The sequence below is a fragment of the Ruegeria sp. AH12 genome (assembly GCF_056541465.1).
Window position 1 is genome coordinate 362,292 of the sequence record NZ_JBQFYL010000001.1, and the last position, 26,112, is coordinate 388,403.

27 protein-coding genes are annotated in these 26,112 nt (G+C 59.4%); 15 read left to right on the forward strand and 12 right to left on the reverse strand.

Translation table 11 applies throughout. The features are described from left to right. Positions 1-89: 89 nt before the first annotated feature. Together speB and ACR0EL_RS01900 are read left to right on the forward strand one after the other, a co-directional pair. Positions 90-1,037 carry an agmatinase gene (gene speB / locus ACR0EL_RS01895; protein WP_480497728.1) on the forward strand — a complete coding sequence of 316 codons (948 nt, stop codon included), beginning with the start codon at positions 90-92 and terminating at the stop codon, positions 1,035-1,037. A gap of 56 nt (positions 1,038-1,093) precedes the next feature. Continuing rightward, complete coding sequence (locus ACR0EL_RS01900) at positions 1,094-1,489, forward strand: DUF1499 domain-containing protein (RefSeq protein WP_480497730.1); 396 nt, start codon at positions 1,094-1,096, stop codon at positions 1,487-1,489. Positions 1,490-1,496: 7 nt separating this feature from the next. Here ACR0EL_RS01900 and ACR0EL_RS01905 read toward each other — a convergent pair whose 3' ends face one another. Further along, on the reverse strand, positions 1,497-1,778 hold the full coding sequence (locus ACR0EL_RS01905; RefSeq protein ID WP_480497732.1) for a hypothetical protein: 282 nt from the start codon (positions 1,776-1,778) through the stop codon (positions 1,497-1,499). A gap of 63 nt (positions 1,779-1,841) precedes the next feature. On the opposite strand from ACR0EL_RS01905, the gene prfA reads away from it, so the two are divergent. The 4 genes from prfA (at position 1,842) to ACR0EL_RS01925 (ending at position 5,363) form a co-directional block, all read left to right on the forward strand. Next, positions 1,842-2,897 carry a peptide chain release factor 1 gene (gene prfA, locus ACR0EL_RS01910; RefSeq protein WP_480498412.1) on the forward strand — a complete coding sequence of 352 codons (1,056 nt, stop codon included), beginning with the start codon at positions 1,842-1,844 and terminating at the stop codon, positions 2,895-2,897. Then, entirely contained in the window at positions 2,894-3,739 is an 846-nt protein-coding gene (prmC, locus tag ACR0EL_RS01915; protein WP_480497734.1) for a peptide chain release factor N(5)-glutamine methyltransferase, read from the forward strand. The genes prfA and prmC overlap by 4 nt, the downstream gene beginning before the upstream one ends. Before the next feature lie 241 nt (positions 3,740-3,980). Then, positions 3,981-4,571, forward strand: coding sequence for a DUF4167 domain-containing protein (locus ACR0EL_RS01920; RefSeq protein ID WP_170530454.1), 591 nt, complete (start codon positions 3,981-3,983; stop codon positions 4,569-4,571). A 234-nt stretch (positions 4,572-4,805) separates the two neighbouring features. Next, entirely contained in the window at positions 4,806-5,363 is a 558-nt protein-coding gene (locus ACR0EL_RS01925) for a hypothetical protein (protein WP_480497736.1), read from the forward strand. Positions 5,364-5,560: 197 nt separating this feature from the next. On the opposite strand, the gene rsmA is transcribed toward ACR0EL_RS01925, so the two are convergent. The 5 genes from rsmA to lptG form a co-directional block, all read right to left on the reverse strand. Continuing rightward, positions 5,561-6,403 (reverse strand): 16S rRNA (adenine(1518)-N(6)/adenine(1519)-N(6))-dimethyltransferase RsmA, encoded by an 843-nt coding sequence (rsmA, locus tag ACR0EL_RS01930; RefSeq protein ID WP_480497738.1) that lies wholly within the window; start codon positions 6,401-6,403, stop codon positions 5,561-5,563. 84 nt (positions 6,404-6,487) lie between these two features. Then, the gene (gene pdxA, locus ACR0EL_RS01935; RefSeq protein ID WP_480497740.1) at positions 6,488-7,453 is read right to left on the reverse strand and encodes a 4-hydroxythreonine-4-phosphate dehydrogenase PdxA; all 966 of its coding nucleotides are present in this window, start codon (positions 7,451-7,453) and stop codon (positions 6,488-6,490) included. After that, positions 7,450-8,652: a peptidylprolyl isomerase gene (locus ACR0EL_RS01940; RefSeq protein ID WP_480497742.1), complete on the reverse strand. Its 1,203-nt coding sequence runs from the start codon at positions 8,650-8,652 to the stop codon at positions 7,450-7,452. The genes pdxA and ACR0EL_RS01940 overlap by 4 nt, the downstream gene beginning before the upstream one ends. A 41-nt stretch (positions 8,653-8,693) precedes the next feature. Then, entirely contained in the window at positions 8,694-10,853 is a 2,160-nt protein-coding gene (locus ACR0EL_RS01945) for an LPS-assembly protein LptD (RefSeq protein ID WP_480497744.1), read from the reverse strand. Further along, a complete protein-coding gene (lptG, locus tag ACR0EL_RS01950; protein WP_480498414.1) occupies positions 10,853-11,953 on the reverse strand; it encodes an LPS export ABC transporter permease LptG in 1,101 nt (366 codons plus the stop codon). Before lptG ends, ACR0EL_RS01945 begins: the two co-directional genes overlap by 1 nt. Positions 11,954-12,182: 229 nt before the next feature. Between lptG and ACR0EL_RS01955 the strand changes: the two genes are divergently transcribed. The 3 genes from ACR0EL_RS01955 to ACR0EL_RS01965 are packed head-to-tail and all read left to right on the forward strand — an operon-like array spanning position 12,183 to position 15,193. Continuing rightward, entirely contained in the window at positions 12,183-13,649 is a 1,467-nt protein-coding gene (locus ACR0EL_RS01955; RefSeq protein WP_480497746.1) for a leucyl aminopeptidase, read from the forward strand. Between the two features lie 4 nt (positions 13,650-13,653). Further along, positions 13,654-14,112 (forward strand): DNA polymerase III subunit chi, encoded by a 459-nt coding sequence (locus tag ACR0EL_RS01960; protein WP_480497748.1) that lies wholly within the window; start codon positions 13,654-13,656, stop codon positions 14,110-14,112. Between the two features lie 34 nt (positions 14,113-14,146). After that, a complete protein-coding gene (locus ACR0EL_RS01965; RefSeq protein ID WP_480497750.1) occupies positions 14,147-15,193 on the forward strand; it encodes an aldo/keto reductase in 1,047 nt (348 codons plus the stop codon). Between the two features lie 69 nt (positions 15,194-15,262). Here ACR0EL_RS01965 and ACR0EL_RS01970 read toward each other — a convergent pair whose 3' ends face one another. Then, entirely contained in the window at positions 15,263-16,249 is a 987-nt protein-coding gene (locus ACR0EL_RS01970; RefSeq protein WP_480497753.1) for a GlxA family transcriptional regulator, read from the reverse strand. 131 nt (positions 16,250-16,380) lie between these two features. On the opposite strand from ACR0EL_RS01970, the gene bcoG reads away from it, so the two are divergent. From bcoG to ACR0EL_RS01985, 3 genes are read left to right on the forward strand one after another with little or no spacing between them, the layout of a single operon-like run. Next, a complete protein-coding gene (bcoG, locus tag ACR0EL_RS01975; RefSeq protein ID WP_480497755.1) occupies positions 16,381-17,304 on the forward strand; it encodes a 3-dehydrocarnitine:acetyl-CoA trimethylamine transferase BcoG in 924 nt (307 codons plus the stop codon). Positions 17,305-17,332: 28 nt separating this feature from the next. Next, on the forward strand, positions 17,333-18,799 hold the full coding sequence (locus tag ACR0EL_RS01980) for a carnitine 3-dehydrogenase (RefSeq protein WP_480497757.1): 1,467 nt from the start codon (positions 17,333-17,335) through the stop codon (positions 18,797-18,799). Continuing rightward, positions 18,796-19,557 (forward strand): SDR family oxidoreductase, encoded by a 762-nt coding sequence (locus ACR0EL_RS01985; RefSeq protein WP_480497759.1) that lies wholly within the window; start codon positions 18,796-18,798, stop codon positions 19,555-19,557. The genes ACR0EL_RS01980 and ACR0EL_RS01985 overlap by 4 nt, the downstream gene beginning before the upstream one ends. A gap of 6 nt (positions 19,558-19,563) precedes the next feature. On the opposite strand, the gene ACR0EL_RS01990 is transcribed toward ACR0EL_RS01985, so the two are convergent. Together ACR0EL_RS01990 and ACR0EL_RS01995 are read right to left on the reverse strand one after the other, a co-directional pair. Further along, the gene (locus tag ACR0EL_RS01990) at positions 19,564-19,746 is read right to left on the reverse strand and encodes a hypothetical protein (RefSeq protein ID WP_353006831.1); all 183 of its coding nucleotides are present in this window, start codon (positions 19,744-19,746) and stop codon (positions 19,564-19,566) included. Positions 19,747-19,831: 85 nt separating this feature from the next. Beyond that, a complete protein-coding gene (locus tag ACR0EL_RS01995) occupies positions 19,832-20,704 on the reverse strand; it encodes a helix-turn-helix domain-containing protein (RefSeq protein WP_480497761.1) in 873 nt (290 codons plus the stop codon). A gap of 108 nt (positions 20,705-20,812) precedes the next feature. Between ACR0EL_RS01995 and ACR0EL_RS02000 the strand changes: the two genes are divergently transcribed. Genes ACR0EL_RS02000 through ACR0EL_RS02010 form a run of 3 tightly spaced genes read left to right on the forward strand, consistent with a single transcriptional unit; the run spans position 20,813 to position 22,835 of the window. Further along, the gene (locus ACR0EL_RS02000) at positions 20,813-21,016 is read left to right on the forward strand and encodes a DUF2061 domain-containing protein (RefSeq protein WP_480497763.1); all 204 of its coding nucleotides are present in this window, start codon (positions 20,813-20,815) and stop codon (positions 21,014-21,016) included. Continuing rightward, positions 21,009-21,911, forward strand: a complete 903-nt coding sequence (locus tag ACR0EL_RS02005; RefSeq protein WP_480497765.1) for a fatty acid desaturase — start codon at positions 21,009-21,011, stop codon at positions 21,909-21,911. The genes ACR0EL_RS02000 and ACR0EL_RS02005 overlap by 8 nt, the downstream gene beginning before the upstream one ends. Positions 21,912-21,932: 21 nt before the next feature. After that, positions 21,933-22,835, forward strand: coding sequence for an EamA family transporter (locus ACR0EL_RS02010; protein WP_480497767.1), 903 nt, complete (start codon positions 21,933-21,935; stop codon positions 22,833-22,835). An 8-nt stretch (positions 22,836-22,843) separates the two neighbouring features. Here the strand turns inward: ACR0EL_RS02010 and ACR0EL_RS02015 are convergent, their stop codons facing one another. From ACR0EL_RS02015 to ACR0EL_RS02025, 3 genes are all read right to left on the reverse strand, one after another. Next, entirely contained in the window at positions 22,844-24,202 is a 1,359-nt protein-coding gene (locus ACR0EL_RS02015) for a DEAD/DEAH box helicase (protein WP_480497769.1), read from the reverse strand. 184 nt (positions 24,203-24,386) lie between these two features. Continuing rightward, the gene (locus tag ACR0EL_RS02020; RefSeq protein WP_480497771.1) at positions 24,387-25,316 is read right to left on the reverse strand and encodes a glycosyltransferase family 2 protein; all 930 of its coding nucleotides are present in this window, start codon (positions 25,314-25,316) and stop codon (positions 24,387-24,389) included. Further along, positions 25,313-26,104, reverse strand: coding sequence for a hypothetical protein (locus ACR0EL_RS02025; RefSeq protein WP_480497773.1), 792 nt, complete (start codon positions 26,102-26,104; stop codon positions 25,313-25,315). The genes ACR0EL_RS02020 and ACR0EL_RS02025 overlap by 4 nt, the downstream gene beginning before the upstream one ends. Between the last annotated feature and the right edge of the window lie 8 nt (positions 26,105-26,112).

Genomic DNA, 26,112 nt, shown 5'->3' on the forward strand with positions numbered 1-26,112 from the left:
ACGCGCAACGGCGCGCGTTAACCGATGATTAGCCATACCTCCGGTATGTGCTTAAGCAAGTGAATGTACGGAATGGGACCCAAACGCGCATGACTGAATACAATCAACCCATTAGCGGCAATGATCTGGCGCGGTTTTCCGGGCCGAACACGTTCATGCGGCTGCCGCAGGCGACCTCGCTGGCGGGGCTGGACGTGGCGCTGTTGGGGATCCCGATGGATATTGGAACCTCTTGGCGGTCGGGCACTCGGTTCGGGCCCAAGCAAATCCGCAGTGAAAGCGCGATGATCCGGCCCTATAACATGGCCACATCGGCAGCCCCGTTTGATGCATTGCAGATTGCGGATATCGGTGATCTGGCGATCAACACCTTCTCGCTGCCTGAAAGCCTGAAGATCATCAAGGACAGCTATGACGGAATACTAGCTCAGGGCGTGACCCCTGTCGCTATGGGTGGCGATCATTCCATCACCCTGCCGATCCTAAGGGCGATTGCGGCCAAACACGGGCCGGTGGCGCTGGTGCATGTGGATGCCCATGCGGATGTAAACGATGAGATGTTTGGCGAACGTGAAACCCACGGCACCGTCTTCCGCCGCGCCTATGAAGAGGGGCTGATTGTCCCCGATAAGACTTTTCAGATCGGCATTCGCGGCTCGGGCTATGCCGCCACCGATTTTACCGAGGCCAAGGGCTGGGGTTTTCGCCAGTTTCCTGCGTGGGAGTTGTGGCAGCAGAACCTGACTCAGATCGGCTCGCAAATCCGCAAGACGGTTGAGGATCATCCGGTCTATGTCACCTATGATATCGACAGCCTTGACCCGGCTTATGCCCCTGGGACCGGCACGCCCGAGATCGGCGGTCTGACCACACCTCAGGCGCTGCAACTGATCCACGCCTTGCAGGGGATCAATGTGGTGGGCTGTGATCTGGTCGAGGTCTCACCGCCCTACGACTCCTCCGGCAATACAGCACTGACGGCAGCAAACCTTTTGTTTGAGTTGCTTTGCATCCTGCCGGGCGTGACGTCACGGTAGGGGTGTGGCCGAGGCGCGATGCCGATAGGCTGCACGCAAATGGATTGAGCGGACAGATGAAGATGGTGCTTTGGGTATTGATCGCGATGGGCGTTGCAATGAGCGCTTATATCCGTCTTGCGCCTTCAGACCCTGCGCGCTGGCACGTGGCCCCTGAAGGCGCGGAGAGAGATCTGCCGGGTGGTGTAGTTCGGATCGTCGAGACCGGTCCTGATGGGCTGGCGCGCTTTGACAGCATCGTTGGTGCAACGCCGCGTACCCGCGTTCTGGCCGGTTCGGTGAGCGAAGGGATGGTCACCTACATCACCCGCACTAAGGTGTTTGGCTTTCCTGATTATACCACGGCCCAGCAGGAGGGAGACACGCTGCGAATCCATGGCCGGTTGCGCTTTGGCGGCAAGGATTTCGGGGTGAACAAAGCCCGCGTTGATGGGTGGTTGGCACAGCTGTAGGCGGCAGTTAGGACTCGGAAGTCTTGAGGGTCTGATCCAGATCGGGCCAGTCCAAACCCGAGGACAAACACCCCTCCTGCACCTCGCGCCACATCGGCACATTCAACGACATCTGGCACTGAGCCGTGAACATGCGGCCATCGACTTGCAGGCAAATCATCTCACCCAGCTCCACGCGTGAACCGGCTTTGTCGGTGCAGTAGCAATCGCGAACCTTGCCGTCGGGACCGACATAGTCGGCCATTGCGGGTACGGCGAGCAGCGATAAAACGATAATCAACCCCTTCATGCAGGGCAGCTTAGCACAAGGCTAGCCCTTGACCAAAGCCCCCGGATGATAGACACCGCCGGGATGATCCCCGAAGAACGCCTTGAGCAGATAACCCAGCGATTCCAATACCTCGAAGCGGCCATGGCCGATGGTGCCTCGGGCGGGGATATTGCGGCCCTGGCTAAAGAGTATTCCGACCTCAAGCCGGTGGTCGATCAGATCATGGGATGGCGACAGTTGGTTGCTGATCTGACCGAAGCCGAGGCGATGCTGGCCGACCCGGATATGAAAGAGCTGGCCGAAGAAGAAATCCCCGAGCTAAAGGCACGCATCCCCGAGGCGGAACATGCGCTGCAACTGGCGCTGTTGCCAAAGGATGCTGCCGATGCACGTCCGGCAATGCTGGAAATCCGTCCCGGAACAGGGGGGGATGAAGCCGCGCTGTTCGCCGGGGACCTTCTGCGGATGTATCAACGTTATGCCGAGGCACGGGGGTGGCGGTTTGAGATTATCGAGGAACAGGCCTCGGACCTTGGCGGGATCAAAGAGGTGGTGGCCCATATCAAGGGCGACAACGTCTTTGCCCGGATGAAATACGAATCCGGTGTTCACCGAGTTCAGCGGGTGCCCGAAACCGAAAGCGGCGGACGTATCCATACTTCGGCCGCGACGGTCGCTGTTTTGCCAGAGGCCGAGGATGTTGACATCCAGATCGACGCCAATGACATCCGGATCGACACGATGCGGTCATCGGGCGCGGGCGGGCAGCACGTCAACACGACCGACTCGGCGGTGCGGATCACCCACTTGCCGACAGGTTTGGTTGTGACCAGCTCAGAGAAATCCCAGCACCGTAACCGAGAAATCGCCATGCAGGTGTTGAAGACACGCCTTTACGATCTGGAACGCCAGCGCATTGACAGCGAACGCTCGGCCGATCGGGCCAGCCAGGTGGGGTCAGGGGACAGGTCCGAGCGGATCAGAACCTATAACTTTCCGCAGGGCAGGATGACCGACCATCGCATCAACCTGACGCTTTACAGGCTGGATCAGGTGATGCAGGGCGACCTGGATGAGGTGATCGACGCGCTGACGGCGGACGATCAGGCCCGGCTGCTGGCCGAGATGGCGCAATGACCGGCGCGCAAACGGCAGCCCAGGCCATGGTGGCCGCGACGGCACGCTTGCGGGCGGCTGGCGTCGACGATCCGGCGCGCGATGCCCGTGTCTTGCTGGCGCATGCCGCCCGGATCGAAGCCAGCCGCGTGACGCTGATTGCGCCCGAGGAGTTAGCCCCCGATATTGCCGAACGCTATGATCAACTGATCTCACTCCGTGCGATCCGAGTCCCGGTTTCCCATCTGCTGGGCGAGCGTGAGTTCTATGGACGCCGCTTCCGCGTCAGCAATGATGTGCTGGATCCGCGCCCCGAGACCGAAGCACTGATTGAGGCCGCGCTCAGCGAGCCCTTTGATCATGTTCTGGATCTTGGTGTCGGCTCTGGCTGCATTCTGATCACGCTTTTGGCCGAACGCACCAGTGCCACAGGCGTTGGAGTTGATTTGAGTGAGGCTGCCTGCCTGCAAACCAGCGCCAACGCCGTGCAGCACCAGGTGCAGGATCGGGTGCAGGTGGTCCAGTCCAACTGGTTCTCGACCATTCAGGGCAAGTTCGACCTGATCGTATCCAACCCCCCTTACATCTCACTGTCCGAGATGACTGGGCTGTCGCCCGAAGTGCGCGAGCATGAACCTCGGATGGCGCTGACCGATGAAGGCGACGGGCTGAACGCCTATCGCCACATCGCCGCGGATGCGCCAGACTTTCTGTTGCCTGGCGGGCGACTATTGGTTGAAATTGGTCCGACACAGGCCCAGCAGGTTTCAGCGTTGTTTGATGCGTCAGGCCTGTCTGACATCCGCATTATCCCCGATCTGGACGGTCGTGACCGTGTGCTCGGGGCCCGTTTGCCAGGATGAAAACCAGAAACTGAGGCCGAAAAACGCCGGTTTATGTAAAAAACCTGCGAAAATTCTGAGAATCCTCTTGTCTGCCGGTGCTGGACATGCTTACTCAAGATTAGTCGGCGAGGTTGACGCTGTTGCAGCGCACCCCTGACGCCAAGCCCAAAAAGTCGAGATTCCGTCGCGGCAAACGCCTAAGAGCAGTGCAAAAACGGGGTTGATCGACAGCGTATTAATAAGGCTGACGAAAAGTAAGATGAGATCTTCCAAATCCCGCTCGCGGGCCAAGAACAACCGCAATCGTCCTTCCGGCGGTAACGTCGTTAACCGTGTTTTTGACAGCTCGGGCCCCGAAGGCAAAGTGCGCGGCACCCCGCAGCAGATCATTGATAAATACAACCAGCTTGCGCGCGATGCGCAACTGTCTAACGACCGTGTTGCGGCCGAGAACTTTCAACAACACGCAGAGCACTATCTGCGCATGTTGAGCGAAGCGCAGCGTGAAATCGAGGCCCGCCGCGAAGAGCAGGAACGCCAGAATCGCGAACGTCAGGCCGAGCGGGATCGCGAACGGGCCGAACGCCAGGAACGCGAAGCGGCCCGTCAGGCGGACCCTGCCGAGGCACCTCAGCCCGATGTCATGGGTTTTGACGCGCCCGCAGCTTCTCCGGAATCGGGTCTGGTGGAAACACCGGAAAATCAAGGTGGTGAGGCCGAAGCCCCTGAGCCGAAAGAGCGCAAGGAAAAAGCCCCGCGTCGCCCACGTCAGCGCAAGCCAAAGCCTGCGGCTGAAACCAATGACGAACCGGCCGCAAATGGCGGCGACACGCCCGAAGCGGCGGAGTGAGATAGAGGCAAAATGCGAAGAAGCCCTGCCGATAAACGCAGGGCTTTTTTGTTGGATGTTAACATTCTGATTATACTACCAGCTGCGGGTGCTGCCGGCCCGAAATCAACGCAAGCCGCAGCGCGTTTGGACGTCGGGAAAGCTGTGACAGCAGGACCATCGCTTATTGAGAGTTTGTGCAAACTTCCGCAGGATGGCGCTATGCCGCTAGCATAAACCATCCCGGGGGGTAGAGTGACTGAAATTGCCGAAGGCGAGCCATATTTCGATGTGCGTCAATCCGTTCGGGGAAGAAACCGAACACGGCTCATCATAGCTCCGTTGTTTGCAGTGGGTCTAATCTGGTTTGGGATGCGCCTGCTGTCTGAAGACAAGATCCAATCACTCGATATTGACACAATCGAAGCCTGGACCGTTTGGTCCTTTCTCGGGGCCATAATGATAGGCACAGGGATTTACAGGCTGTTAAAGGAACTGATCTTTGCGCTGCGTGCGCGGTCAACGACGGGTGAGTGGCATTTCCGGCTTACCGACCGCGATCTGCTTTGGCAGGTCCCTGATCACGCACATGGCAAAGAGGAAGGTTTTGCCGCATCTTTAGCTGAGATCAAGCGGATAGAACTCAAGACCATTCAAAAACAAGAAGACATGGATGTGCGTCAGTATTGGGTGCATTTCCACGCGCGGGATCCGATCCAACTCAGGTCATTCTCCGGCGTCAGCCTGTCTTGGGTGGTTGATAAAATACGGGCCGTTGGCGTGCCCTATGAGGAAACGTTTGAAAACTATTAGTTTCGCTCGGGCAGAACGAACACTTGCGGGCTCAAAGAGCGACTAATTCCGTTGAAACGTAAACCTTTGTTATAGCGACGCGAATCGCCGCTTTATCTTGCATGGCGGAAATATGCGTGCCGGTGTATGTCGATTACCCGACGAACAAGAAGACCGATTTTCGAGTTCGCGTGACCTTACAAGTCAGGTTCTCATTGTCAGCCTTTACGGATTTCCCGGGCCAAGGCACAGAACGCCTTCAACGGCACCTGCTCTGCGCGTTCTGTGGGTTTGATGCCAGATGCGATCAGGCGGTCTTCGATATCCGGGGTCAAACCTTTCAGAGAAGCGCGCAGCATTTTGCGGCGTTGGTTGAAGGCGGCTGCGACCACGCGGGATAGGGTTGCGGCGTCTGCAGGATAGCGTGGCTCGGGCAGGGCGCGCAGGTGGACCACAGCGCTGGAGACCTTGGGTGGCGGGGTGAAGGCACCGGGTGGCAGAGACATGGCAATGCGCGCTTCAGCCCGCCATTGGGCCAGGATGGCGAGGCGGCCATAGGCTTTACTGCCCGGTTGGGCGACGATACGTTCGGCCACTTCGCGTTGAAACATCAGGGTCAGGCTTTGCCAGAAGGGTGGCCATTGGGGTGGGGTAAGCCAGCGGACCAGAAGCTCGGTGCCCACGTTATAGGGCAGGTTGGCGGCGATGCGGATCGGAGGGGTCAAGTGTTCGAGCGGGTCGATTTCCAGCGCGTCGCCGTTGATCACGTCAAGCCGACCGGGATAAGCAGCGGCGATGTCGTTTAGCGCCGCGATGCAGCGACTGTCTTTTTCCACCGCGACCACCTTGCGCGCGCCCTCAGAAAGCAGCCCACGGGTCAGGCCGCCGGGGCCGGGGCCGATTTCCAGCACATCGCATTGGGTCAGATTCCCTGCCTGGCGCGCTATTTTGGCGGTCAGGTTGAGGTCGAGCAAGAAGTTCTGGCCCAGCGATTTGCGGGCCGAAAGCTGGTGGGTGGCGATGACCTCACGCAACGGGGGAAGGGTGTCGATAGCGCTCATGATCCGGTTACCGTCGCGCGGATTGATGGGACAGCGCCAGAGGTTTTTTGCCTCCGGCGGGGATATTTTCAGACAGGTGGAGGATCAAGGCGTGCGTGCCATTTGTTGGGCGAGTTTCAGGGCCTCAATCAGGCTGTTGGGATTGGCGATGCCTTGCCCGGCGATATCCAGCGCGGTGCCGTGATCGGGCGAGGTGCGGATGAAAGGCAGACCCAGCGTGACATTCACGCCCCTGTCGAAATCCAGCGTCTTGATCGGGATCAGGGCCTGATCGTGATACATGGCGATGGCGGCGTCATAACGGGCGCGGGCGGCGGCGTGGAACAGCGTATCCGCCGGGTGCGGGCCGGTGACGGTGTAATCGGGGCTGTCTAAGCCTTCCAGCAGGGGGGCGATCCAATCCAGTTCCTCTGTGCCCATCTTGCCGCCTTCCCCTGCGTGCGGGTTCAGCCCCGCGACGGCGATCCGGGGATGTGTGATGCCGAACTGTTGTTGCAGGCCTTGCGCAGTTAGCGCGATGGTTTGGATCAACAGATCTGGTGTCAGTTCTTGTGGCACGCGCGAGAGGGGGATGTGGATCGTGGCTGGCACGACGCGCAACTGCGCGCTGACCAGCATCATTACCACATGTTGGCGCCCGGCCAGAGCGGCGAGAAACTCGGTATGGCCGGGATAGGCGAAATCGGCCCCGTCGATCAGCGCTTTTTTGTTGATAGGCGCGGTACAGAGGGCCGAGGCCGCGCCCGATTGAGCCAAAGAAACGCCGCGCTCGATTGCGTCAATGACCGAGGGCGCATTGGCCGGTTCCGGTTGACCCGGGATGTTGGAGACCGGGAAATCCACGTGCAGAACGGGCAGTGTTTGGGCGCTTGCGTCCATCGCGTCAGCCGGATCGGTGATCCGGGTGACTGGCGTATCTGCGGGCAGGTGGGTTGCGTCGCCAATCAGGAAAAACGGGCAGTCATCGCGCAGCTCTGCCCAGGCTTTGGCGGCGATTTCCGGGCCTATACCAGCCGGATCGCCACAGCTGAGCGCGATGGGCGCAATCATTGCTCGACGATAGTGGCGTCGGCGCGCAGCTGTTCCAGAAGGCTTTCTGAGAAGGCTTGCAAGCGCTGCTGCGTCAGGGCGTTGGCCACGTCGACGCGCGATGTATCTTCGCCCAGATCGCGTGTGCGGTTGCACAGCATCAGAAACACCAGCGTTTGACCGTTGTTGCGGGTCAGGGTGGTTGATACTTCGTTGCGGTCCAGTTTGGCCAGTTCAACGGCGACATCGCGCGGGATATCAGAGGGGGCGGCTTCGATCCGCTCCAACACTTCGGCGGGCTGCCCTTTGGCGACGCCGTAAAGATCATCGCAGGTGTCGATCTCTTCGCTCAGGCGCGCGGCCTGTGCCAGGGCGTCCGCACTGCGACCACCAGGCAAGTAGTAAATCGCATAGTCGATCTTGGAATAGTTCGGCGCCCCGGTTGAGACTTCGCGCACGCCGCGCATCTGGAACAGCGCAATGGCGTTGGGCAGACTCAGCGGTTCCGTTATCTCACTGTTTTTGAGGCCCAGAAGCACGGGTTGCAACGCGGGCGGCAGGTTACTGATGTTCAACCAGTCCAGACGACCGCCATTGTTGCGGGTGTCAGCGGCTGAATATTGCGCGGCCGCTGCCGAAAAGGCGTCATACCCTTCGAGGCGAGAGATTTCTTCTGCCAGCCGTTCCGCCTGCGCGACGGTTTGCTGATTCACCGGGATAATGATCTCGGACAGCAGAACCTGCAGACCACCACCGCCGGATTGCCCCAGGGCCCGGTTGATCTCGTCTTCACTGGGGCGGGCCTGCGACAGGAAACGTGCGCTGATATAGTCGCGCCATGACAATTGATCGGCAACAAAATCACGAACGGTTTCAGGCTCGATACCCGCTTCGCCGAGCAGTTGCAGGAATTGTTCTGTGCTGAGCTGCCCGCGCGCGGCGAGCTGATCAATGCCAACCTGTACGTCTTCAGGTGCGGCTTGAACCCCGGCCTCGCGCATGGCCTGTTGGCGCAGGCGATCGTCGATCAGGGCCTGGCGTACTTCTGCTTCGGTCCCGCCCGGGACGCCGAGCGCAGTGAGAAAACCCAGCCGTTGTTCCAGCTCGAACCAGGTGATGATATCCTGATTGACGCGGATCGCAGGGGAAAACAGGCTTTGCGCGCTGGCCTGCGGGGCAGAGGCCGCCAGAACAGCGGCAGCCAACCCCGATAAGATCAAACGGGCGCATCCGCCCCGGAGAAACCTGAAGAAACCTGAAATCAACTGCATTTTCTCTTGTACGTCTTTCCGCCGCCTTCAACGGCATATCCTGTCAGGGTAACGGTAAACCCGAATTCGGTCGAAGGCTCAATAGTCGTTGTTGAGGTAAAGCGTCTGTTTACGGACATGTTAAACTGAACGCATTCGTTCTGATAAGTCACACCCAGACCCAGGCGGATGGGTTCGGAATTGGCAAGATCGTAGCGGGCCGAAGCACGCGTCAACCAGTTCTGATCGATTTGGTGCCGCCCGCGCAACCAGATCTCGGACACTTCTTCATCGAGATTTTCAGCCGGATCAGGCTCTTGCCAGACATAGCTGCCTGATATCGCACTATTCTCACCTGTCCAGGCGCCGCGCAGCTCGGCGCGTGTAAAGCTGAAATCGCTATCGAGCAGACCGCGCCCGGCCAGCGACCAACCATTGGCGGTTTTAATCTGACCAGCCAACAGCAGATCGGATTTGGTACCCTGCAGGCCCGAGGTCAGGTTGAAATTCGGGTCGGCATCAGCGCGGAAGACCTGACCGATTGTGGCCAAGGCTTGCCACCCGTTCGATTTGTAACGCGCCCAATTGACGCCAACCACCGCTGTTGCCCCGTCTTCGCGCTGATCTTCGGCAGGAAAGCGGGACAGGGACAACAGGTTGCCCTGATCGAATTCCTGAAACGTGCTTTCATCGATTGGAACATCTGTGTCCGAAACATCGGTCCAGCCGAATTGCACGATTGGTTCCAGAAACTGGGTCGCACCGGTTTGTTCGCGCCGCGTCATGGGATAGCGCAGGGTCAGCGCCGCGCGGGGCGTAGTGCGCGTGACGTTGCTGGGAAAGGCGTCATCATTGCGGATGTTAAACGTATCAATCGCAGCGCCGATCCGGGCATCCGCGCGCAGCCCCGATGCAAAGGTCCAGCTGCGCAGCCATTCCGCATCAAACGTCGCGCGCGCGATATCGCGCCCGACAACATTCTCGTCACTGGTGCGTTCATGGGCATGAGCCACAAAGCCAAGCCGCATTTCGCCTCCAACCGTGTTTGGGAAGAACCGTTTCTCGTAGTTCAGGTCAAACACGCGCGAGGGGATCTCATCCTGTTCCTCACTGTCGCGCAGTGTCTTGTAGTGGATCAGGCTGGTTTTGAAGGCCGTATCACGCTTGATCCGGGTCAGCGCGATCTCACTGCGCAGCCGGTCGAGATCGGGCAGGCCGTAATCCGCCAGATAGGCATCGTCCGACGTGGTCTTGAGGTCGAATGTCAGCCGGAAGTCATTCCTGAGATTGAAGAAGCCGTTGGCAAACAGATAACCACGATCCTGATCGCGCTGCACATCATCGCGGGTATAGGCACCTTCAAACTGGATGCGCCCGTTCACGAAGGCCTGCCGATAGCGATAGCCCAGCGTTCGGGTGCTGGCCGAGACAAACGGTGTCAGCGTCAGGTCCTTGTCGTCGCCCAGCTTGATGAAGTATGGCACTTGCAGTCCCAGACCCAGCTGCGAGGTTCTGCGGAAGGACGGTGCCAGAAACCCGGTCGCGCGTTCAAGCGTCGGGTCGGGCAGGCGCAGATAGGGAAAATAGAAGACCGGGTAGTCCAGCACGCGCAATTGCGCGCCTTCAAAGTAAAGCTGCCGCTCTAGCTGATCATGGGTCACTTTGCGCGCCCGGATTTGCCAAAGCGGAGGTTTGCCACTTGCACAAACATGGCAGGAGGTGGCCGCGACCTTGCTGAACTGTGTGTACCGGCCCGAGGCACGCCGCGCCTGGACCGAGGCGACCTGAACCTGCTGATCAAACACCATACGCGCACCGATCAGCAACCCGTTTTGCAAGCCATCATCCAGCTCGGCTGAATCTGCCAGCAAGGTTGTCCGCCCGCCCTGATCGATCCGAATGGGTCCCTCAAGTGACAGTTTTCCGGTTTCGCGGTCAAAGGTGATACGCTGCGCGCTGACCTTGGCATCACCCTGAAACGCCTCGACATTGCCTTCGGCGACCAGCACGCGTTCGGGCGTGATGAATATCTTATCCGCGACCAACAGGGCGGGCTCATCCTGTTGGGTGGCCTGATTGGTCGCGGGTGCTGGTGCAGTTTGAGCCAGCAGCGCAGCAGGGGCCGTGACAGCCAGGGCGCTTGCCATCAGCGCAGGCAGAATGCGCGGCATTAGCCGTCCTCCGCATGTAGCAACAGGCCGAGTGACAGTAAGATGGCAGCAACGGGCGGTGCCCAGGCAGCGACGTAGATGGGCAATTGTCCGTTTTCCCCGAGTATTTGCGCAAAGTTGCGTACGAAATAAATGGCAAACCCCAACAATACAGCGGTCAGAACCGCAACGCCGGTGCCGCCGAAGCGTACATGGCGCATGGTAAAGGCTGCGCCGATCAGAACCATCGAAACCAGAAAGAACGGGCGGGCCAGTTGGACTTGTAGCCAGACCTCATATTGTTTGGTTGAGAAGCCGGCCTCGCGCAGGTCCGCTATCAATTGGGGCAGATCGTAGACCGACACAGAATCCTGCTGCCCCAGCGTATCCAGAATACGTTGGCGGGTCAGCGTCGTCGGAAGGTCAAGCTGAGCATGCTCAACCGACTGTGTCTCGGGGTTCTGGCCGTCTTCAAGGTTCCAGACTTTGGCGTTGCTCAGGACCCAGCTGCCATCGATCAATCGGGCCTGTTCAGCGGCAATCTGTTGCGTTGGTTTTCCGTCCGGGTTGAATGAAACGATGGTCACATCGTTCAATTTCAACTCATCGCCATTTGCTGTGCCGCGCGCGTGTATCACCGCCTGGCCCGTCTCGGTGCTTTGGCGCAGCCATAGACCCTCGCCGCTGATCGACAGCGCTGAGCTGCCATTGTTTCGATAGGAATCAGAAAGGCGGTTGTACTCTTCCGAGGTGGCTGCTGCGATCGGGTTCAGAAGGGTCACGGCCAGGGCCCCGATCACAAGTGCCAGCAAGACCGGCGCTACCAGCGCGCGTATGCCGGATCGGCCAGTCGCGCGGGTTACCACCAGTTCCGAGGTGCGCGCCAACCCGACAAACAGCGCTATGGTGGCCAGGATCACCAGCAGGGGCAGCATCTCGCTGATCGCGGCAGGCGTGTTCAGCAAGGTCAGCTGCAACAGGCGGCCAAAGGACAGATCAACCTCGTCGAACCGGCGCACTTGTTCGATCAGGTCAATCAGAATCATCAGGGTTAGAAAGATGCCGCCGATAACCAGAAAGCTCTGCATAAAGCGGCGGGCAAAATAGCGGTCCAAAATCACAAGCGTGACCCCGCTGGGTTTGCAGCGTTGGCGTTCAGGCCAATATTGCCCTTGCATAAACCCATGCGCGACGGTCTATGCCTGCCCTGTCGTGCCACTGTCGTCTCCCCCGAGCCTGCCGGATATTTTTCGGGGACCTTAATGCAATTGGCGGTCAGGGAAAACTGCTATCTGGTCAAGCCGGGCGGCGCGGGCTAGGTCTTGGGGAACACAGTTTCAGGAGCGCGCAATGAGCAGTCTAGTCCCAATCCGTTTTCAAGCCTTCGACGTGGAAGCTATGGCGCAGGCCGAAGGGCGCGTTGCCATTGTGATTCCCGCGGACCGCAAGATGAGCCCGGCAGCCCGTCGCGCTAATCGCCTGACCAAAGGGGCCGTCGCACGACTGGTCGAGAGCGATGCGTTTGGCAAGGCAAAGACCGGCGATGTTATCTCGCTGGCCTGGCCGGTTGGAATGGCTGCTGAGGCGCTGGATGTTCTGGTCCTGCCCCGCCGCCCCGAGGCGGATGAGGCGCGCAAGGCTGGTGCCGTGTTGGCCAAACTGGCGGCCGGGCGCGAGATGCTGGTGATGGCAGGCAATCAGGCACGGGCCGAGGATCTGGCGATGGGGATCGCCCTGCGCAGCTATGATTTTGATGCGCATAAAACAAAGGATAGCGACGCCGCGGGCTCGGTCACAATCTCTTGCAACAAGCCCGAAGAGGCCGAGGCCCAGTTTGCACCGATGTATGCAGTTGCGGATGGGGTGCGGATGACCCGTGACCTGACCAATGAACCTGCGAATGTCCTGACCACCAGTGAATTTGCCGCTCGTTTGGACGAGATGAAATCACTGGGCCTTGAGGTCGAAGTGCTGGATGAAGACAAACTGGCTGAACTGGGCATGCGCACATTGCTTTGCGTGGGGCAGGGTTCGGACAGCCCGTCCAAAGTGGTGGTGATGCAGTGGAACGGGGGCGACAAGGACGATGCGCCGCTGGCTCTGGTCGGCAAGGGCGTTGTGTTCGATACCGGGGGGATCTCGCTTAAACCCGCTGGCGGCATGGAAGACATGACCATGGATATGGGCGGTGCAGGCGTTGTCGCGGGCACCATGCGCGCGCTGGCCAAGCGCAAGGCTAAGGCTAATGTTGTCGGTCTTGTAGGACTGGTTGAAAACATGCCCTCGGGCAATGCCACGCGACCGGGTGATGTGGTCAAATCGATGAAGGGCGACACCGTCGAGATCATCAACACCGATGCTGAGGGGCGTTTGGTTCTATGTGACGTCATGTGGTACGCGCAGGAACGGTTCGCACCCGTTGGTATGATCGACCTTGCCACACTGACGGGTGCGATCATCATAGGGCTGGGGCATGAGAACGCAGGTGTGTTCTCGAACAACGACACGTTCTGCGACGCCTTCCTGAAATCGGCCAAGGCCGAGGATGAAGGGGCCTGGCGGATGCCGTTGGGGGATGCTTACGACAAGCTGCTGAAATCGCGTATCGCGGATATGAAGAATGTGGGCGGGCGGCCTGCGGGTTCGATCACTGCGGCGCAATTCCTGCAGCGGTTTGTCAAAGAGGAGACACCGTGGATTCATCTCGACATCGCCGGGGTGGCCTCGGTCGCGTCTGAGACCTCCTACGCGCCGAAAGGGGCCACTGGCTGGGGTGTCCGTGCGCTCAGCCGCTTTGTGCAGGACAATTTCGAGTAAACCTATGGGCGTCGTCTATTTCTACCACCTGACCCAAAGGCCTCTGGAGCACACCTTGCCGGTGCTGCTGGATAAGGCGCGGCAGGCCGGGTGGCGGATTGCGGTGCGGGGTACTGATCCCGCCCGGTTAGACTGGCTGGACGAAAAGCTTTGGCTGGGCCCCGAAGACGGGTTCTTGCCCCATGGTCGCTCAGGCGGTCCGCATGATGGGATGCAGCCGATCCTGCTGACCTCAGACAAACAGGCGGGCAATGAGGCCACCTGTGTCATGTCGGTGGACGGGGCCGAAGTGGCCCCGGATGAGGTCACCGCGCTGGAGCGTGTCTGTATCCTGTTCGACGGCAATGACGATCAGGCCGTTCAACACGCGCGCGACCAGTGGAAGACGCTTACGCAGGCGGGCTGTTCAGCGCAATATTGGTCCGAGGAGTCGGGCCGTTGGGAAAAGAAAGCCGAGGCGTAGCGCACGGCGATTGCAGAAATCAGGAGAGTGACGGATGGAAATGAAGCCTTTGGGCCGGACCGGAATCATGGTGTCTGACCTGTGTCTGGGAACGATGACCTTTGGAACCCAGACTTCAGAACCCGAAGCGCATGCACAGATGGACCTGGCGCTGGGTGCGGGGATCAATTTTTTGGATGCGGCCGAGATGTACCCGGTCAACCCGATCTCGAAGGAAACTGTGGGCCGAACCGAAGAGATTTTGGGGCACTGGAACGCCGCGAACGCATCGCGACGAAGTGATTATGTGTTGGCCACCAAACATTCAGGTGCCGGGTTTGCCCATGCCCGCGATGGCGCGCCAATTTCGGCACAGACCATTCCCGAGGCAATCGAGGGATCACTGCGGCGGTTGAAGACTGACTATATCGACCTCTATCAGTTTCATTGGCCCAATCGGGGCAGCTATATGTTCCGCCAGAACTGGGATTATGCGCCTTCGGGGCAAAACACTGGTGACGTGCTTGAAAATATGCAGGGCTGCCTGACGGCGCTGCAGGAGCAGGTCGAGAAGGGCAATATCAGGGCCTTCGGTCTGTCGAATGAAAGCGCTTGGGGCACGGCGCAATGGCTGCGGCTGTCCGAGCAGATGGGCGCGCCGCGTGTGGCGTCGGTGCAGAATGAATATTCGCTGCTGTGCCGTCATTTCGACACGGATATGGCAGAGCTGAGCATGCATGAGGATGTGGGCCTGATGGCGTTTTCGCCGTTGGCCACCGGGTTGTTGACCGGCAAATATCAGGGTGGTGCAGTGCCCGCAGGATCGCGTAAGTCGATCTCGCCCGAACTGGGCGGGCGTGACTCGGACCGAGTTTATGACGCTGTTGCGGCCTATCTCGAGATTGCGTCTGGCCATGGATTAGACCCGACCCATATGGCGCTGGCCTGGTGCCGGACCCGGCCTTTCATGATGTCGTCAATCTTTGGTGCGACGACGGTGGCGCAGTTGGAACATATTCTGGATGGTGATGATCTGACGCTGTCGTCGGAGGTTCTGAACGCAATTAGTCAGGCGCACCGCGCGCATCCCATGCCGTTCTAGAGGGCTCTGCCCCCGCCGCGCTGCGCGCGTCTCCCCCGGGATATTTTGGGCCAGATGAAGGGGATCCGGTCAGTGATGGGTGTGGGGCGCGCGCTCGTGCCTGAGGTCGCGGGCCGAGAGGCCGTGGGCGGTACGGAAAGCGCGGGCAAAGCTGGATTGTGAAGCGAAGCCTGTGGCCAGCGCCACATCCATCAAGGGCATGTCGGTGTCAGTGACCAGACGGCGCGCCTCGGCCAGCCTGAGTTGCAGGTAGTGATCCTGTGGCGTGGTGTTCAGGCGCAGGCGGAATTGTTGTTGCAGCGTGCGTGGGCTGGTGCCGAGGCGGTCTGCAATGGAGGCCAGCGGGAGCGGATCGTCAAGCGCCGCTTCCATCAGGCTGTTGGCCTTGGCTGTCAGGGCGGTATGGCGATGTGGCGCGCCGGTGCGGCTTTGCGGTTTGGTCGGTTCGGGTGCGCCCTCGTAGAGGAAGAGGCCCGAAACGCGCGCAGCGAAACCCGCGCCATGACGTGCCGCTATAATGTGCAGCATCATCTCGACCGCAGGGATTGCGCCGCCCGAGGTCAGGCGATTGCCGGACACGGTGAAGCGGTCTGGGCGGACATCGATGTCGGGGAAGCGCGCGGCGAAATTGTCCAGGTCTTCCCAGTGGGTGGTGGCAGCATGGCCATTCAGAAGGCCGGCCTCGGCCAGCAACCACGGCCCGCCATCAATGCCGGCCATGGTTGCGCCAGTGCCTGCGATGCGGCGCAGACCGGCCAGTAGGCTGGGGGTGGCGTGGCGGGCCAGTTGGAACCCGGCCACAACGATCATCAGATCGCAGCTTTGCAGGCGGGCCAACGGGGTGCCCGGGACGTGCAGCGCGCTGGTCAGCATCGCAGGGTCCGATGTTGCGGTCACATAGTCCCAGTCAAAAGCAGGCCGGTCGGCCAGTCGGTTTGCCGCGCGCATCGGATCGACAGCCGAGGCAAAGCTGAGCGTGTTGCATTCGTCCAGCACCAGCACCGCTGTTTTCAGGGCACGATGTTCTGGTTCCAGGATGTTTTTTGCGGATTTCATCAAGTTCGATTCGCATTCTGGCAAGTGTTTTCCCAAAGCTGCGTCAGACTTGCGCGCAACGCAAATCGATAACCGGGGAGAAGTCTGGGGAAAACCTGGCGGGAAACCCGGTATAACGTGGGGAAAACAACATGCCTTTGGAAATGAACCGCGAGGTCTTTATCACCTGTGCTGTAACCGGCTCGGGCGGAACGCAGGATCGCAGCCCGCATGTGCCGCGCTCGCCCAAGCAGATTGCCGAGAGCGCGATAGCCGCAGCCAAGGCAGGCGCCGCCGTGGTGCATTGCCATGTGCGTGATCCTGAGACCGGTGCACCCTCGCGCGATCTGGCGCTGTATCGCGAGGTGACGGACCGCATCCGGGAGGCTGAGGTTGATGCAGTGCTGAACCTGACTGCCGGTATGGGTGGTGATATGGTGTTTGGCGGGATTGAAACCCCGCTGCCTTTGGCAGAGGGCGGAACCGATCTGGTGGGTGCGACCGAGCGGGTCGCGCATGTGGCTGAATGTTTGCCCGAGATTTGCACTTTGGACTGCGGCACCATGAATTTTGCTGAAGCGGACTATGTCATGACCAACACGCCCGGCGCGTTGCGGGCAATGGGGCAGATGATGACCGATCTGGGTGTAAAGCCAGAGATCGAAGCCTTTGATACGGGTCATCTGTGGTTTGCCAAACAACTGGTGAAAGAGGGCATTCTGGAGCCGAATGCTCTGGTGCAACTGTGCATGGGTGTGCCCTGGGGCGCGCCGGATGATCTGAACACCTTCATGGCGATGGTGAACAACGTACCCAATGACTGGACGTTCAGCGCCTTCTCGCTGGGTCGGAACGAGATGGCGTATGTGGCGGCTTCGGTTTTGGCGGGCGGCAACGTGCGTGTTGGGTTGGAAGATAACCTGTGGCTTGAGAAGGGTGTGCTGGCCGAGAACTGGCAGTTGGTCGAAAGGGCCGGGTCGATTATCGAAAACATGGGCGCACGGGTGATTGGGCCGCAGGAAGTGCGTGAGAAGTTAGGCTTGGTGAAACGGGCGCCAGCAGGGGTGGCGGGCTGAAGCCCGCCCTACGAATAGGTCAAGCGATATGACAAAGATTGCTGCAATCATCGGTGGTGGTGTAATCGGTGGAGGATGGACCGCACGGTTCTTGCTGAATGGCTGGGACGTGCGTGTGTTTGACCCAGATCCCGAGGCCGAGCGTAAAATCGGTGAGGTTCTGTACAATGCACGGCGCTCGTTGCCGGGGCTGAGCGATGTGCCGCTGCCACCTGAAGGCACGCTGACGTTTCATGAGGACATTGCGGAGGCTGTTCGGGATGCCACTTGGATTCAAGAGAGTGTTCCAGAGCGGCTGGACCTGAAGCTGAGGGTTTACAAGAGCTTGCAAGAGGCCTGCGATCATGATGCGATCATTGGGTCGTCGACCAGTGGGTTTAAACCTTCAGAATTGCAGGACGGTGCCTTGCGCCCCGAGCAGATCGTGGTGACGCATCCGTTCAACCCGGTCTATCTGCTGCCATTGATCGAACTGGTGCCCACCGACAAGAACCCGCCCGAGATGGTTTCTAAGGCCAAGGATGTACTGACATCGGTGGGGTTCTTCCCGCTCCACGTCAAGAAAGAGATCGATGCGCATATCGCGGACCGGTTCCTTGAGGCGGTCTGGCGCGAGGCGCTGTGGCTGGTCAAGGATGGTATCGCCACAACCGAAGAGATCGACGAGGCCATCCGCATGGGCTTTGGCATTCGCTGGGCGCAAATGGGACTATTCGAGACCTATCGCGTGGCAGGTGGCGAAGCTGGCATGCGGCATTTCATGGCGCAGTTTGGGCCCGCGTTGAAATGGCCCTGGACCAAACTGATGGATGTGCCTGAGTTCACAGATGAACTTGTCGATATGATTGCCGATCAGTCGGATGCGCAGTCCGGAATGCACTCGATCCGCGAGCTGGAGCGTATCCGTGACAACAACCTTGTCGGCATGATGCGCGCGCTCAAGGCGCAGAATTATGGCGCGGGGGCCGTGTTGAACCAGCACGACGCGGCGATGAAATCCGGTGCTTTGCCGACACTGGATCAGGCGGACTTGAGCCAGCCGATCCTGACCCTGTCGCGCGCGGTTCCTTTGGATTGGACCGACTATAACGGCCATATGAATGAAGCGAAGTATCTGGAGGCGTTTGCCGCGGCCACGGACCGCTTCATGGAAATCATCGGATGTGACATGGAGTACATCACTTCCGGTGGAAGCTACTTCACCGCCGAGAACCATATCCGGTATCTGGACGAAACCCATGCCGGAGCCCGGATCGAAGTGCGTACTCAGATGCTGTTGGGCCAAGGCAAGAAGCTGCACGTGTTCCACAGCATGTATGAGGGCGACAAGCTTCTGGCGACGGGCGAGAGTTTCCTGTTGCATGTCGATCTTGAAACACGACGCCCCTCAGCGCCTTCGGATCAGATCGAGGATGCGATGGCACGGATTACCCAGGCGCAAGCCGATCTGCCTTATCCCGAGGGGGCAGGTGCCGCGATCCGGAAACCCGTATGACGCAGCGGGTTCTGATCACGGCGGGTGCCTCGGGCGTCGGGCGCGCGATGGCCGAGGCGTTTGATGCAGCAGGGGCGCGGGTCTGGGTTGTCGATATCGACGATGCGGCGCTGAATAGCTGCCCGGAGAACTGGCAGACATGCAAAACCGATGTCTCGGATGAGGCGCAGGTGGCTGATTTGTTCGACCAGATTACCAAGGCGTGGGGCGGGCTGGATGTGCTTTGTGCCAATGCGGGTGTCGCCGGGCCAACGGCCTTGGTTGAGGATGTGTCTTTAAGTGATTGGAAAAATTGCCTTTCAGTCAATCTTGAAGGGGCGTTTCTGTGTTCGAAATACGCGGTTCCCATGCTCAAGAAACAGGCGCGCGGGGCTGTTTTGATCACGTCATCGACCGCTGGACAATATGGCTATCCGAACCGCTCGCCTTATGCCGCCGCGAAATGGGCGATGGTTGGATTGGGTAAGACGCTGGCGATGGAGCTTGGCCCGCACGGTATACGCTGCAATGTGATCTGCCCCGGCTCTGTCGAAGGCCCACGCATGGAAGGGGTATTGCAGCGCGAGGCCGTGACCAAGGGCATGACCCGCGATCAGGTCTATGAGGGCTATGCCTCGGGCACCTCGATGGGCCGTTTCGTCGAAGCACGGGATATTGCGGAGATGGCGGTATTTCTGGCCTCGGATGCAGCGCGGCTGGTTTCGGGTCAGGTCATCGCTGTGGACGGACATACGGTCAATCCTGACCCGAAACTCTGATTTGGGTCAGCCTTGATTCGGGCCTCTGATCTGGCGGATCGTGCTGCGGACGGCTTGCCAGTCTTTGGCCTGCTGTGCGTTTCCGGCAGCTTCAGATTCGCGCATCTTTTGAGCGGCTTCCGCCTCGGCCCGGTCTCCATGAACCGAGTACAAGGCACGTGCATATTGCGCCGTTTTGAGTGCGTCCATTTCGGTCATCCTCCGTGGAATGTCTGAGCGTTCGCGCGGGTACTATACTACAGGCCCTGACGGATCGCACGATTGGGGGATTCCCTTAAGCGGTTGTCTGTTCAGCCTCGGCCCGCAATTCGCGCAGATGCTGGGGGAAATGACGGGCGGTCATATCGGCCTCTCGGATCAAAGTGTCGAAGTGGCGGGTAAACACCTCGATCCGGTCCCGATCGCGGAACGCCATATAGTGGCTGCCGGCGTAGAAGACGCACAGCAGCGGGCCAAAGATCGTCACCGGCGCAGAATACAAACGTTTTGCGTCAAACAGATAGATCCGCAGACGCGGGTAGAGCTGTTCGCACAGGGACAGAAGGTGGTCGATCTGCTCCAGCCGAACCTCCAGCGGTAGGCCTTGGTAATAGCCTTCACCAAGGGCAAAGCTGCGCATTTCGAACAAGGGCATCGCGATCTCATAATCCGATTGCGCGCTGCGCATCCAGGTTAGCCGATCCTCCGAGGCCCCGATTGCCTGATCCGCCGTGCGGCCCAGATGCGGGGCGTATTCCCATTCCAGCACGGCACGGGTTTTGAGCATATCGGGCAGGGTGGCCGGGACATAGCGAATTTTGTAGCCCGCAGCCTCTTGATGCCATTGGAAAATCCGCTCATCCACCAATGCGCGCGGGGCCTCTGTCATGCTGAGGGACCCGGCCAATAGTTCCGCCGCGCTTTCGGGTCGGTCTGATAGGCTGAGAAGCCAATCGGCGGAAACCCCCAACGCCGCTGCGCAGCCACCAATCACATGGGCATTGGGCAGGCGCGCGCCGTCATCCGCCAGCAGTTGCGAGACGGTAGACCGGTCCACGCCAATGCTGCGGGCCAGGGCGCTTTGGCTGATTTGGCGGTCTTCCATCGCGCGCGCCAGACGCAGGCGAAACTGCGCAGCGCGCACGCGTTTGTCGAGTTTTTCATCCATGTGTTTGAAAATATCACAAGTGATGAATTTTGTTAATCATATTCAGAATTCCCAACAGGCCGCCCCGTAGATAACGCTTTTGTGAGAACAATAAAAACGGGGTCCGGAATGGAGACGCGGCAAAGATCGGTCGTGAAGGCACTGATTTGGAACGTCATGGGGTTGGCGGTCATGACTGTGGTCGGTCTGATTGCCACCGGGTCAGCGGCCATCGGCGGTGCGTTGGCACTGGTCAATACGGTCATAGGTTTGACGCTGTATGTCGCCTATGAACGGGTCTGGGCTGGAATCGCTTGGGGCCGCAATGGCTGAATCAACGCTGCCCAAAACGCCCGAATGGGGGACATTTGCCCTGATCGTGGCCTGTTACGCCACCTGGTTGGCAGGTTTGTTCTGGCTGGCCGACTGGTCCCTATGGCTGGCAATCCCGGCCTTGGGGCTGATTGCCGCCTTGCATTCCTCACTGACGCATGAGGCATTGCATGGGCATCCGTTTCGCGCCAAATGGTTGAACGAGGCGCTGATGGCCCTGCCGCTGACTTTGTTCATCCCGTTCAGCCGCTTCCGCGATCTGCATCTGGCGCATCATCAGGATGCCAACCTGACCGACCCCTATGACGACCCCGAAACGAACTATTTGGACCCGAAAGTTTGGGCACGATTGTCGTGGTGGCAAAAGCGGCTGTTTGTGGCCAACAATACGCTTCTGGGCCGTATCGTGCTGGGCCCCGTAATTGGACAAGTGATGTTTCTACGCGATGAATGGCATGGGATGATCCGAGGGGACCGCGCCATACTTCTGGCTTGGGCAATGCATATCCCCGGCGTAGCGGTGGTTTTGTGGGTGGTCGCGCTATCGGCGATGCCGATCTGGGCCTTTGTGCTGTCGGCCTACATCGGGCTGGGTCTGGTCAAAATCCGGACCTTTCTTGAACACCGCGCGCATGAGAAATCACGGGCACGGACGGTGATTGTCGAGGACCGCGGGCTGTTGGCCTTTCTGTTTCTGAACAACAACCTGCACGTTGTTCATCACATGAACCCTTCTGCCCCATGGTACCGTCTGCCTGCACTCTATCAGGCAGGAAAAGACCGCTATCAGGCCTGCAACGAAGCCTATGTCTATCGCTCATACGCGCAGATTTTCAAAGAATACTTCTGGCGCGCGAAAGATCCGGTGGCGCATCCGCTCTGGCCAAAGCCCTGATTTCACGACAGAAGGGGCGCCATGAGTTTATGGATTCCCGTCACCATCGCCGCCGCTTCGTTCCAGACGGTGCGGTTCATGCTGCAGAAGTCGCTCAGCAGCGTGAAACTATCCGCCGCCGGCGCAACCTTTGCGCGGTTTGCCTATTCGATGCCATTGGCGGTTTTAGGGCTGGTCGTCACGCTGTGGGTGACGCAGGCCGCGATACCATCCCTGACCGCACAGTTCTGGCTATTCGTAGCCATTGGCGGGACGGCGCAGATTTTGGCGACCATCTGCGTGGTGGCCCTGTTCAAACAGCGCAATTTCGCGGTTGGGATCACCTTTAAGAAAACCGAAGTGATTCAAACGGCAATCGTCGGGTTTCTGATCCTTGGGGATGAGGTTTCTGCCGGGGCGCTTGGTGCGATCCTTTTGGGGTTGTTGGCGGTTCTGGTGCTGTCCAAAACACCGGGCGGGGACGGAGCATGGTGGCGTCATCTGGCCAACCGCGCCTCGCAGCTTGGGCTTGGGTCTGGCGTGCTGTTTGCGTTCTCGGCCGTCAGCTATCGCGGCGCATCACTAGAGCTTGGCGACATCGATGCATGGTTCCGCGCCCTGATCACTCTGGCGGCGGTGGTTACGTTTCAGTTTCTTAGCATGGGGCTGTGGCTGCTGTGGCGTGACCGGGCCGAATTGCTAGCCGTCTGGGAGACACGATCCACAGGTGTCTTCGTTGGATTGACCAGCCTTGGCGGGTCGTTCTGCTGGTTCCTGGCCTTTACGTTGCAGAACGCGGCTTATGTCAAAGCACTAGGGCAAGTGGAGCTTATCCTCAGCCTTTTGGCTTCGATCCTGTTCTTTCGCGAGACAATCACCCGGCGTGAGATTGCCGGGATTGGATTGTTGGGTATCTCTATACTGGCGCTGGTACTGGCGATCTGACAGAGGGCCTAGCTGGCGCGACGCTCGTCGAAGCTGAGCGCGATGAAGCTGGGCAGATGGTCGCCCATGCCGACAACCTTTGGGCCATGGTCGTCCCGACGGCCACGCCCCTTGGCAGGTTGGTCCTGCTTGCGCTCATCCTTCTTGCGGTCGTGCTTTTTGTCGTCCGAGGATCTGGTCTTTTTCTCGGGCTTTGAGGCGTCTGGCTTGGGCTCTTCCTTCACCGGATTGTCGATACGCGGAATGTCCTTCTGGATCAGCTTCTCAATCGCATCCAGAGCCTTTTCGTCCCGACCCGAGCAGATCGTTACGGCCTTGCCTTCGCGCCCGGCTCGGCCTGTACGGCCAATGCGGTGGACGTAATCCTCGGCATGACCGGGCACGTCGAAATTGAACACATGGCTGACCGACGGAATATCCAGGCCCCGCGCGGCGACATCAGAGGCCACCAGCAGGCGTAAAGACCCATCACGGAAGCCATCCAGCGTTTTCATCCGCTGAGACTGATCCAGATCGCCATGGATCGCTGCGGCGTTATAGCCGTATTTCTTCAGCGACTTGGCGCAGATATCCACGTCCGTCTTGCGGTTGCAGAAGATGATCGCGTTGGTGCACTTGTCACCTTCGGCGTCGATCAGCGCGCGCAAGACCTTGCGTTTGCCACTGGCCTCGCGATCCCGGCGACCGCCTTTGAACATGACGACACCCTGTTCGATCGTCTCGGACGCGGTGGCCTGACGGGCAACCTCGATCCGGGCGGGGGCGGACAGGAAGGTGTCGGTGATCCGCTCAATCTCCGAGGCCATGGTGGCCGAGAAGAACAGCGTCTGGCGGGTAAACGGCGTGAGCGAGAAGATACGCTCGATATCAGGGATGAAGCCCATATCCAGCATCCGGTCGGCCTCATCCACCACCATGATTTGAACGCCGGTCAGCAGCAGCTTGCCGCGTTCGAAATGGTCCAGCAGACGGCCCGGTGTGGCAATCAGAACGTCGACGCCCCGGTCGATCAGCGCATCTTGTTCCTTGAAGCTGACTCCGCCGATCAACAGCGCCTTGGTCAGCTTTACATTCTTGGCATAGGTGTCGAAATTCTCAGCCACCTGCGCGGCCAACTCACGCGTAGGACACAAAACCAGCGAGCGCGGCATGCGCGCACGGGCGCGGCCACGGGCCAGCAGGGTGATCATTGGCAATGTGAAGCTGGCGGTCTTGCCCGTGCCGGTTTGCGCAATCCCAAGAACATCGCGCCCTTCAAGCGCAGGTGGTATCGCGCCTTCCTGGATCGGAGTGGGGCTTTCGTATCCGGCTTCCTCAATGGCTTTGAGGACCTTCGGGTTCAGGTTCAGTTCGTTAAACTTTGTCATGTATGTCCGGTTCATGCGGACACTTGACCTGGCCCGCGCGTCTGAAAAATGCCGGGCCCGGATGGCCATGCGCTTTTTGCGCATTTCGGCTTGGGCGCGGACATAACAAAAAGGTAGGTCAGGGTCAAACAAAGACCAGCCTGTCGCACATGCAAGGCGTCAATGCGGGATTCTACGCAACAATTCAGCCACTTCCGGGGAAATGTTGTGCGATTTTCTGGCTCAGGTTCAATGGCCTGTGCCGGATCAGGCCGTAACGTTCCAATCGCGCGCGCACATCGTGGTCCTGACCGCTGATCTCGGCATAGAAGGCGCGCAGACCGTCCATGCCTTGTTCATCCTTGATCCAGCTGAACAGCTCATTCTTGTTCAAGCCACCTTTTTCGCGCGGCACGTTGGGCGACATGCCGGGCTGGTAAGACCCTCTGGTCATCCGAAAATCATAATGCGCGATCCAGTGATCCCAATCCGGTGCGTGACGGTGGCAAAGTTCAAACTGAGGCTGTTCGTGTTTGCAGGGCAGCAGTTTCTTGTTCTGAAACAGGTTGTGTATCCGAAAGCTGAGGTTTTCCAGCCCTGTACGCACGATCAACTTTCCCTGCACATGACTCAGGAACCCGCCCAGCACGAAGGCGCCATAGGTAGGATAGATCTCTTGCACAAGCGCCTCGCGGGTGGGGCTTTTGGGGATATGTGCCTTATACAGGTCATCGCCGCCTGACATCGCCTCTGACGGTCGCACGCGGACCGCGGGGATATCTGGCGCGACTGTTGCCAGCACATCCGTGACGGGCTCTGACGTCCACAAAAACTCATCCACATCGATATGGGCCAGCCAGTCCACATCGGCACGCCGATAGGTATGGGTTGCGATAAAGGTCTGGCGAATCTGGTGCTTGTCCGGGCGTCCGCGCGTGCGTTTTGACCAGAACGCCTCATCGCACGACTGCACCTGCACCTTTGGATGCTGGTTGAGCGCCTGAAAGGCAGCCGGGTTCGGCTCGTCCAGAAAGATGTAAAGCCGGTCCGCCCCCAGATCGAGGTGATGCGCCGCAAAGCCAAGGATATCCTCGGCCCGGCCACGTACCATCGAGACAATACCCCAACGGGTCATGTACGGGACCGCAGCGTCGCGCGGCGGTTGCGCATATGTTTCAGCCGGCGAAACACGGTGCCGGGATCGGCGTTTAACGCGCTCAGCAAGTGATCGGCAAGCGGGGCAATCGTTGGGTCATTCAGGGCTTTGGTCCAGATGGGTGCGATCAGATTGGTATCCAGCCCGCCGGAATCCAAAGAGAAGGATTTCATTTGCAGGGGCAAGGACGTGTGAACCTTGTTGCGTGATCCATAGGCAGTTTCCGGCGCCGTGCCGGAAAACAGGCGTTCGTATTCGTAAATCTTCATCAACCCAAACAGCATGCGCAGGGCTTGCCCGACCTCGCGCTGTGTTGGGGTTTGCCCATGATCGGCGAAGGTCTGGACCGAGGAGACGAGCCAGCGCAGGTCCAGCACAGACAGAAGATGCGCGGATTGTTCAGCCCAGAGCCGCTGAAACAGATCAGGGGCGTGGCGCGGGAACGACCGTTTGCGCAGATTTGCAACCAGTTGGGCATTCAGAAAGGCGAGTTCTGACTGTCCAATGAACTCTTCCGCGATTTTCACGCGTTTGCGATCCCAAGATGACTGGATGTCCAAGGGTGGCAATTCGGTTGCACTTTGCGGAACGGTTTGTCCGGCCAGTGCCTCTAGGTCTGCTTCCAGCGGGGGCAGCGTGTTCGCGCCGAACTCAAACGGGGTTCGGCGCTTGTCATAGCCATCCAGCATGTCGGGCAGGCCGCCGGGAAAGGTCAGATCGTCATCGCACATGCCTGCAGGATTGCACAGCCTGAGTCTGCTGTGCAATCAACCCT

What these genes read in the sequence shown, in the direction of transcription:
- speB (WP_480497728.1), top strand. Translation starts at nt 90, where the DNA reads ATGACTGAATACAATCAACCCATTAGCGGCAATGATCTGGCGCGGTTT.
- ACR0EL_RS01900 (WP_480497730.1), top strand. Translation starts at nt 1,094, where the DNA reads ATGAAGATGGTGCTTTGGGTATTGATCGCGATGGGCGTTGCAATGAGC.
- ACR0EL_RS01905 (WP_480497732.1), bottom strand. Translation starts at nt 1,778, where the DNA reads ATGAAGGGGTTGATTATCGTTTTATCGCTGCTCGCCGTACCCGCAATG.
- prfA (WP_480498412.1), top strand. Translation starts at nt 1,842, where the DNA reads ATGATCCCCGAAGAACGCCTTGAGCAGATAACCCAGCGATTCCAATAC.
- prmC (WP_480497734.1), top strand. Translation starts at nt 2,894, where the DNA reads ATGACCGGCGCGCAAACGGCAGCCCAGGCCATGGTGGCCGCGACGGCA.
- ACR0EL_RS01920 (WP_170530454.1), top strand. Translation starts at nt 3,981, where the DNA reads ATGAGATCTTCCAAATCCCGCTCGCGGGCCAAGAACAACCGCAATCGT.
- rsmA (WP_480497738.1), bottom strand. Translation starts at nt 6,403, where the DNA reads ATGAGCGCTATCGACACCCTTCCCCCGTTGCGTGAGGTCATCGCCACC.
- pdxA (WP_480497740.1), bottom strand. Translation starts at nt 7,453, where the DNA reads ATGATTGCGCCCATCGCGCTCAGCTGTGGCGATCCGGCTGGTATAGGC.
- ACR0EL_RS01945 (WP_480497744.1), bottom strand. Translation starts at nt 10,853, where the DNA reads ATGCCGCGCATTCTGCCTGCGCTGATGGCAAGCGCCCTGGCTGTCACG.
- ACR0EL_RS01955 (WP_480497746.1), top strand. Translation starts at nt 12,183, where the DNA reads ATGAGCAGTCTAGTCCCAATCCGTTTTCAAGCCTTCGACGTGGAAGCT.
- ACR0EL_RS01960 (WP_480497748.1), top strand. Translation starts at nt 13,654, where the DNA reads ATGGGCGTCGTCTATTTCTACCACCTGACCCAAAGGCCTCTGGAGCAC.
- ACR0EL_RS01965 (WP_480497750.1), top strand. Translation starts at nt 14,147, where the DNA reads ATGGAAATGAAGCCTTTGGGCCGGACCGGAATCATGGTGTCTGACCTG.
- ACR0EL_RS01970 (WP_480497753.1), bottom strand. Translation starts at nt 16,249, where the DNA reads ATGAAATCCGCAAAAAACATCCTGGAACCAGAACATCGTGCCCTGAAA.
- bcoG (WP_480497755.1), top strand. Translation starts at nt 16,381, where the DNA reads ATGCCTTTGGAAATGAACCGCGAGGTCTTTATCACCTGTGCTGTAACC.
- ACR0EL_RS01980 (WP_480497757.1), top strand. Translation starts at nt 17,333, where the DNA reads ATGACAAAGATTGCTGCAATCATCGGTGGTGGTGTAATCGGTGGAGGA.
- ACR0EL_RS01985 (WP_480497759.1), top strand. Translation starts at nt 18,796, where the DNA reads ATGACGCAGCGGGTTCTGATCACGGCGGGTGCCTCGGGCGTCGGGCGC.
- ACR0EL_RS01990 (WP_353006831.1), bottom strand. Translation starts at nt 19,746, where the DNA reads ATGGACGCACTCAAAACGGCGCAATATGCACGTGCCTTGTACTCGGTT.
- ACR0EL_RS01995 (WP_480497761.1), bottom strand. Translation starts at nt 20,704, where the DNA reads ATGGATGAAAAACTCGACAAACGCGTGCGCGCTGCGCAGTTTCGCCTG.
- ACR0EL_RS02000 (WP_480497763.1), top strand. Translation starts at nt 20,813, where the DNA reads ATGGAGACGCGGCAAAGATCGGTCGTGAAGGCACTGATTTGGAACGTC.
- ACR0EL_RS02005 (WP_480497765.1), top strand. Translation starts at nt 21,009, where the DNA reads ATGGCTGAATCAACGCTGCCCAAAACGCCCGAATGGGGGACATTTGCC.
- ACR0EL_RS02010 (WP_480497767.1), top strand. Translation starts at nt 21,933, where the DNA reads ATGAGTTTATGGATTCCCGTCACCATCGCCGCCGCTTCGTTCCAGACG.
- ACR0EL_RS02015 (WP_480497769.1), bottom strand. Translation starts at nt 24,202, where the DNA reads ATGACAAAGTTTAACGAACTGAACCTGAACCCGAAGGTCCTCAAAGCC.
- ACR0EL_RS02020 (WP_480497771.1), bottom strand. Translation starts at nt 25,316, where the DNA reads ATGACCCGTTGGGGTATTGTCTCGATGGTACGTGGCCGGGCCGAGGAT.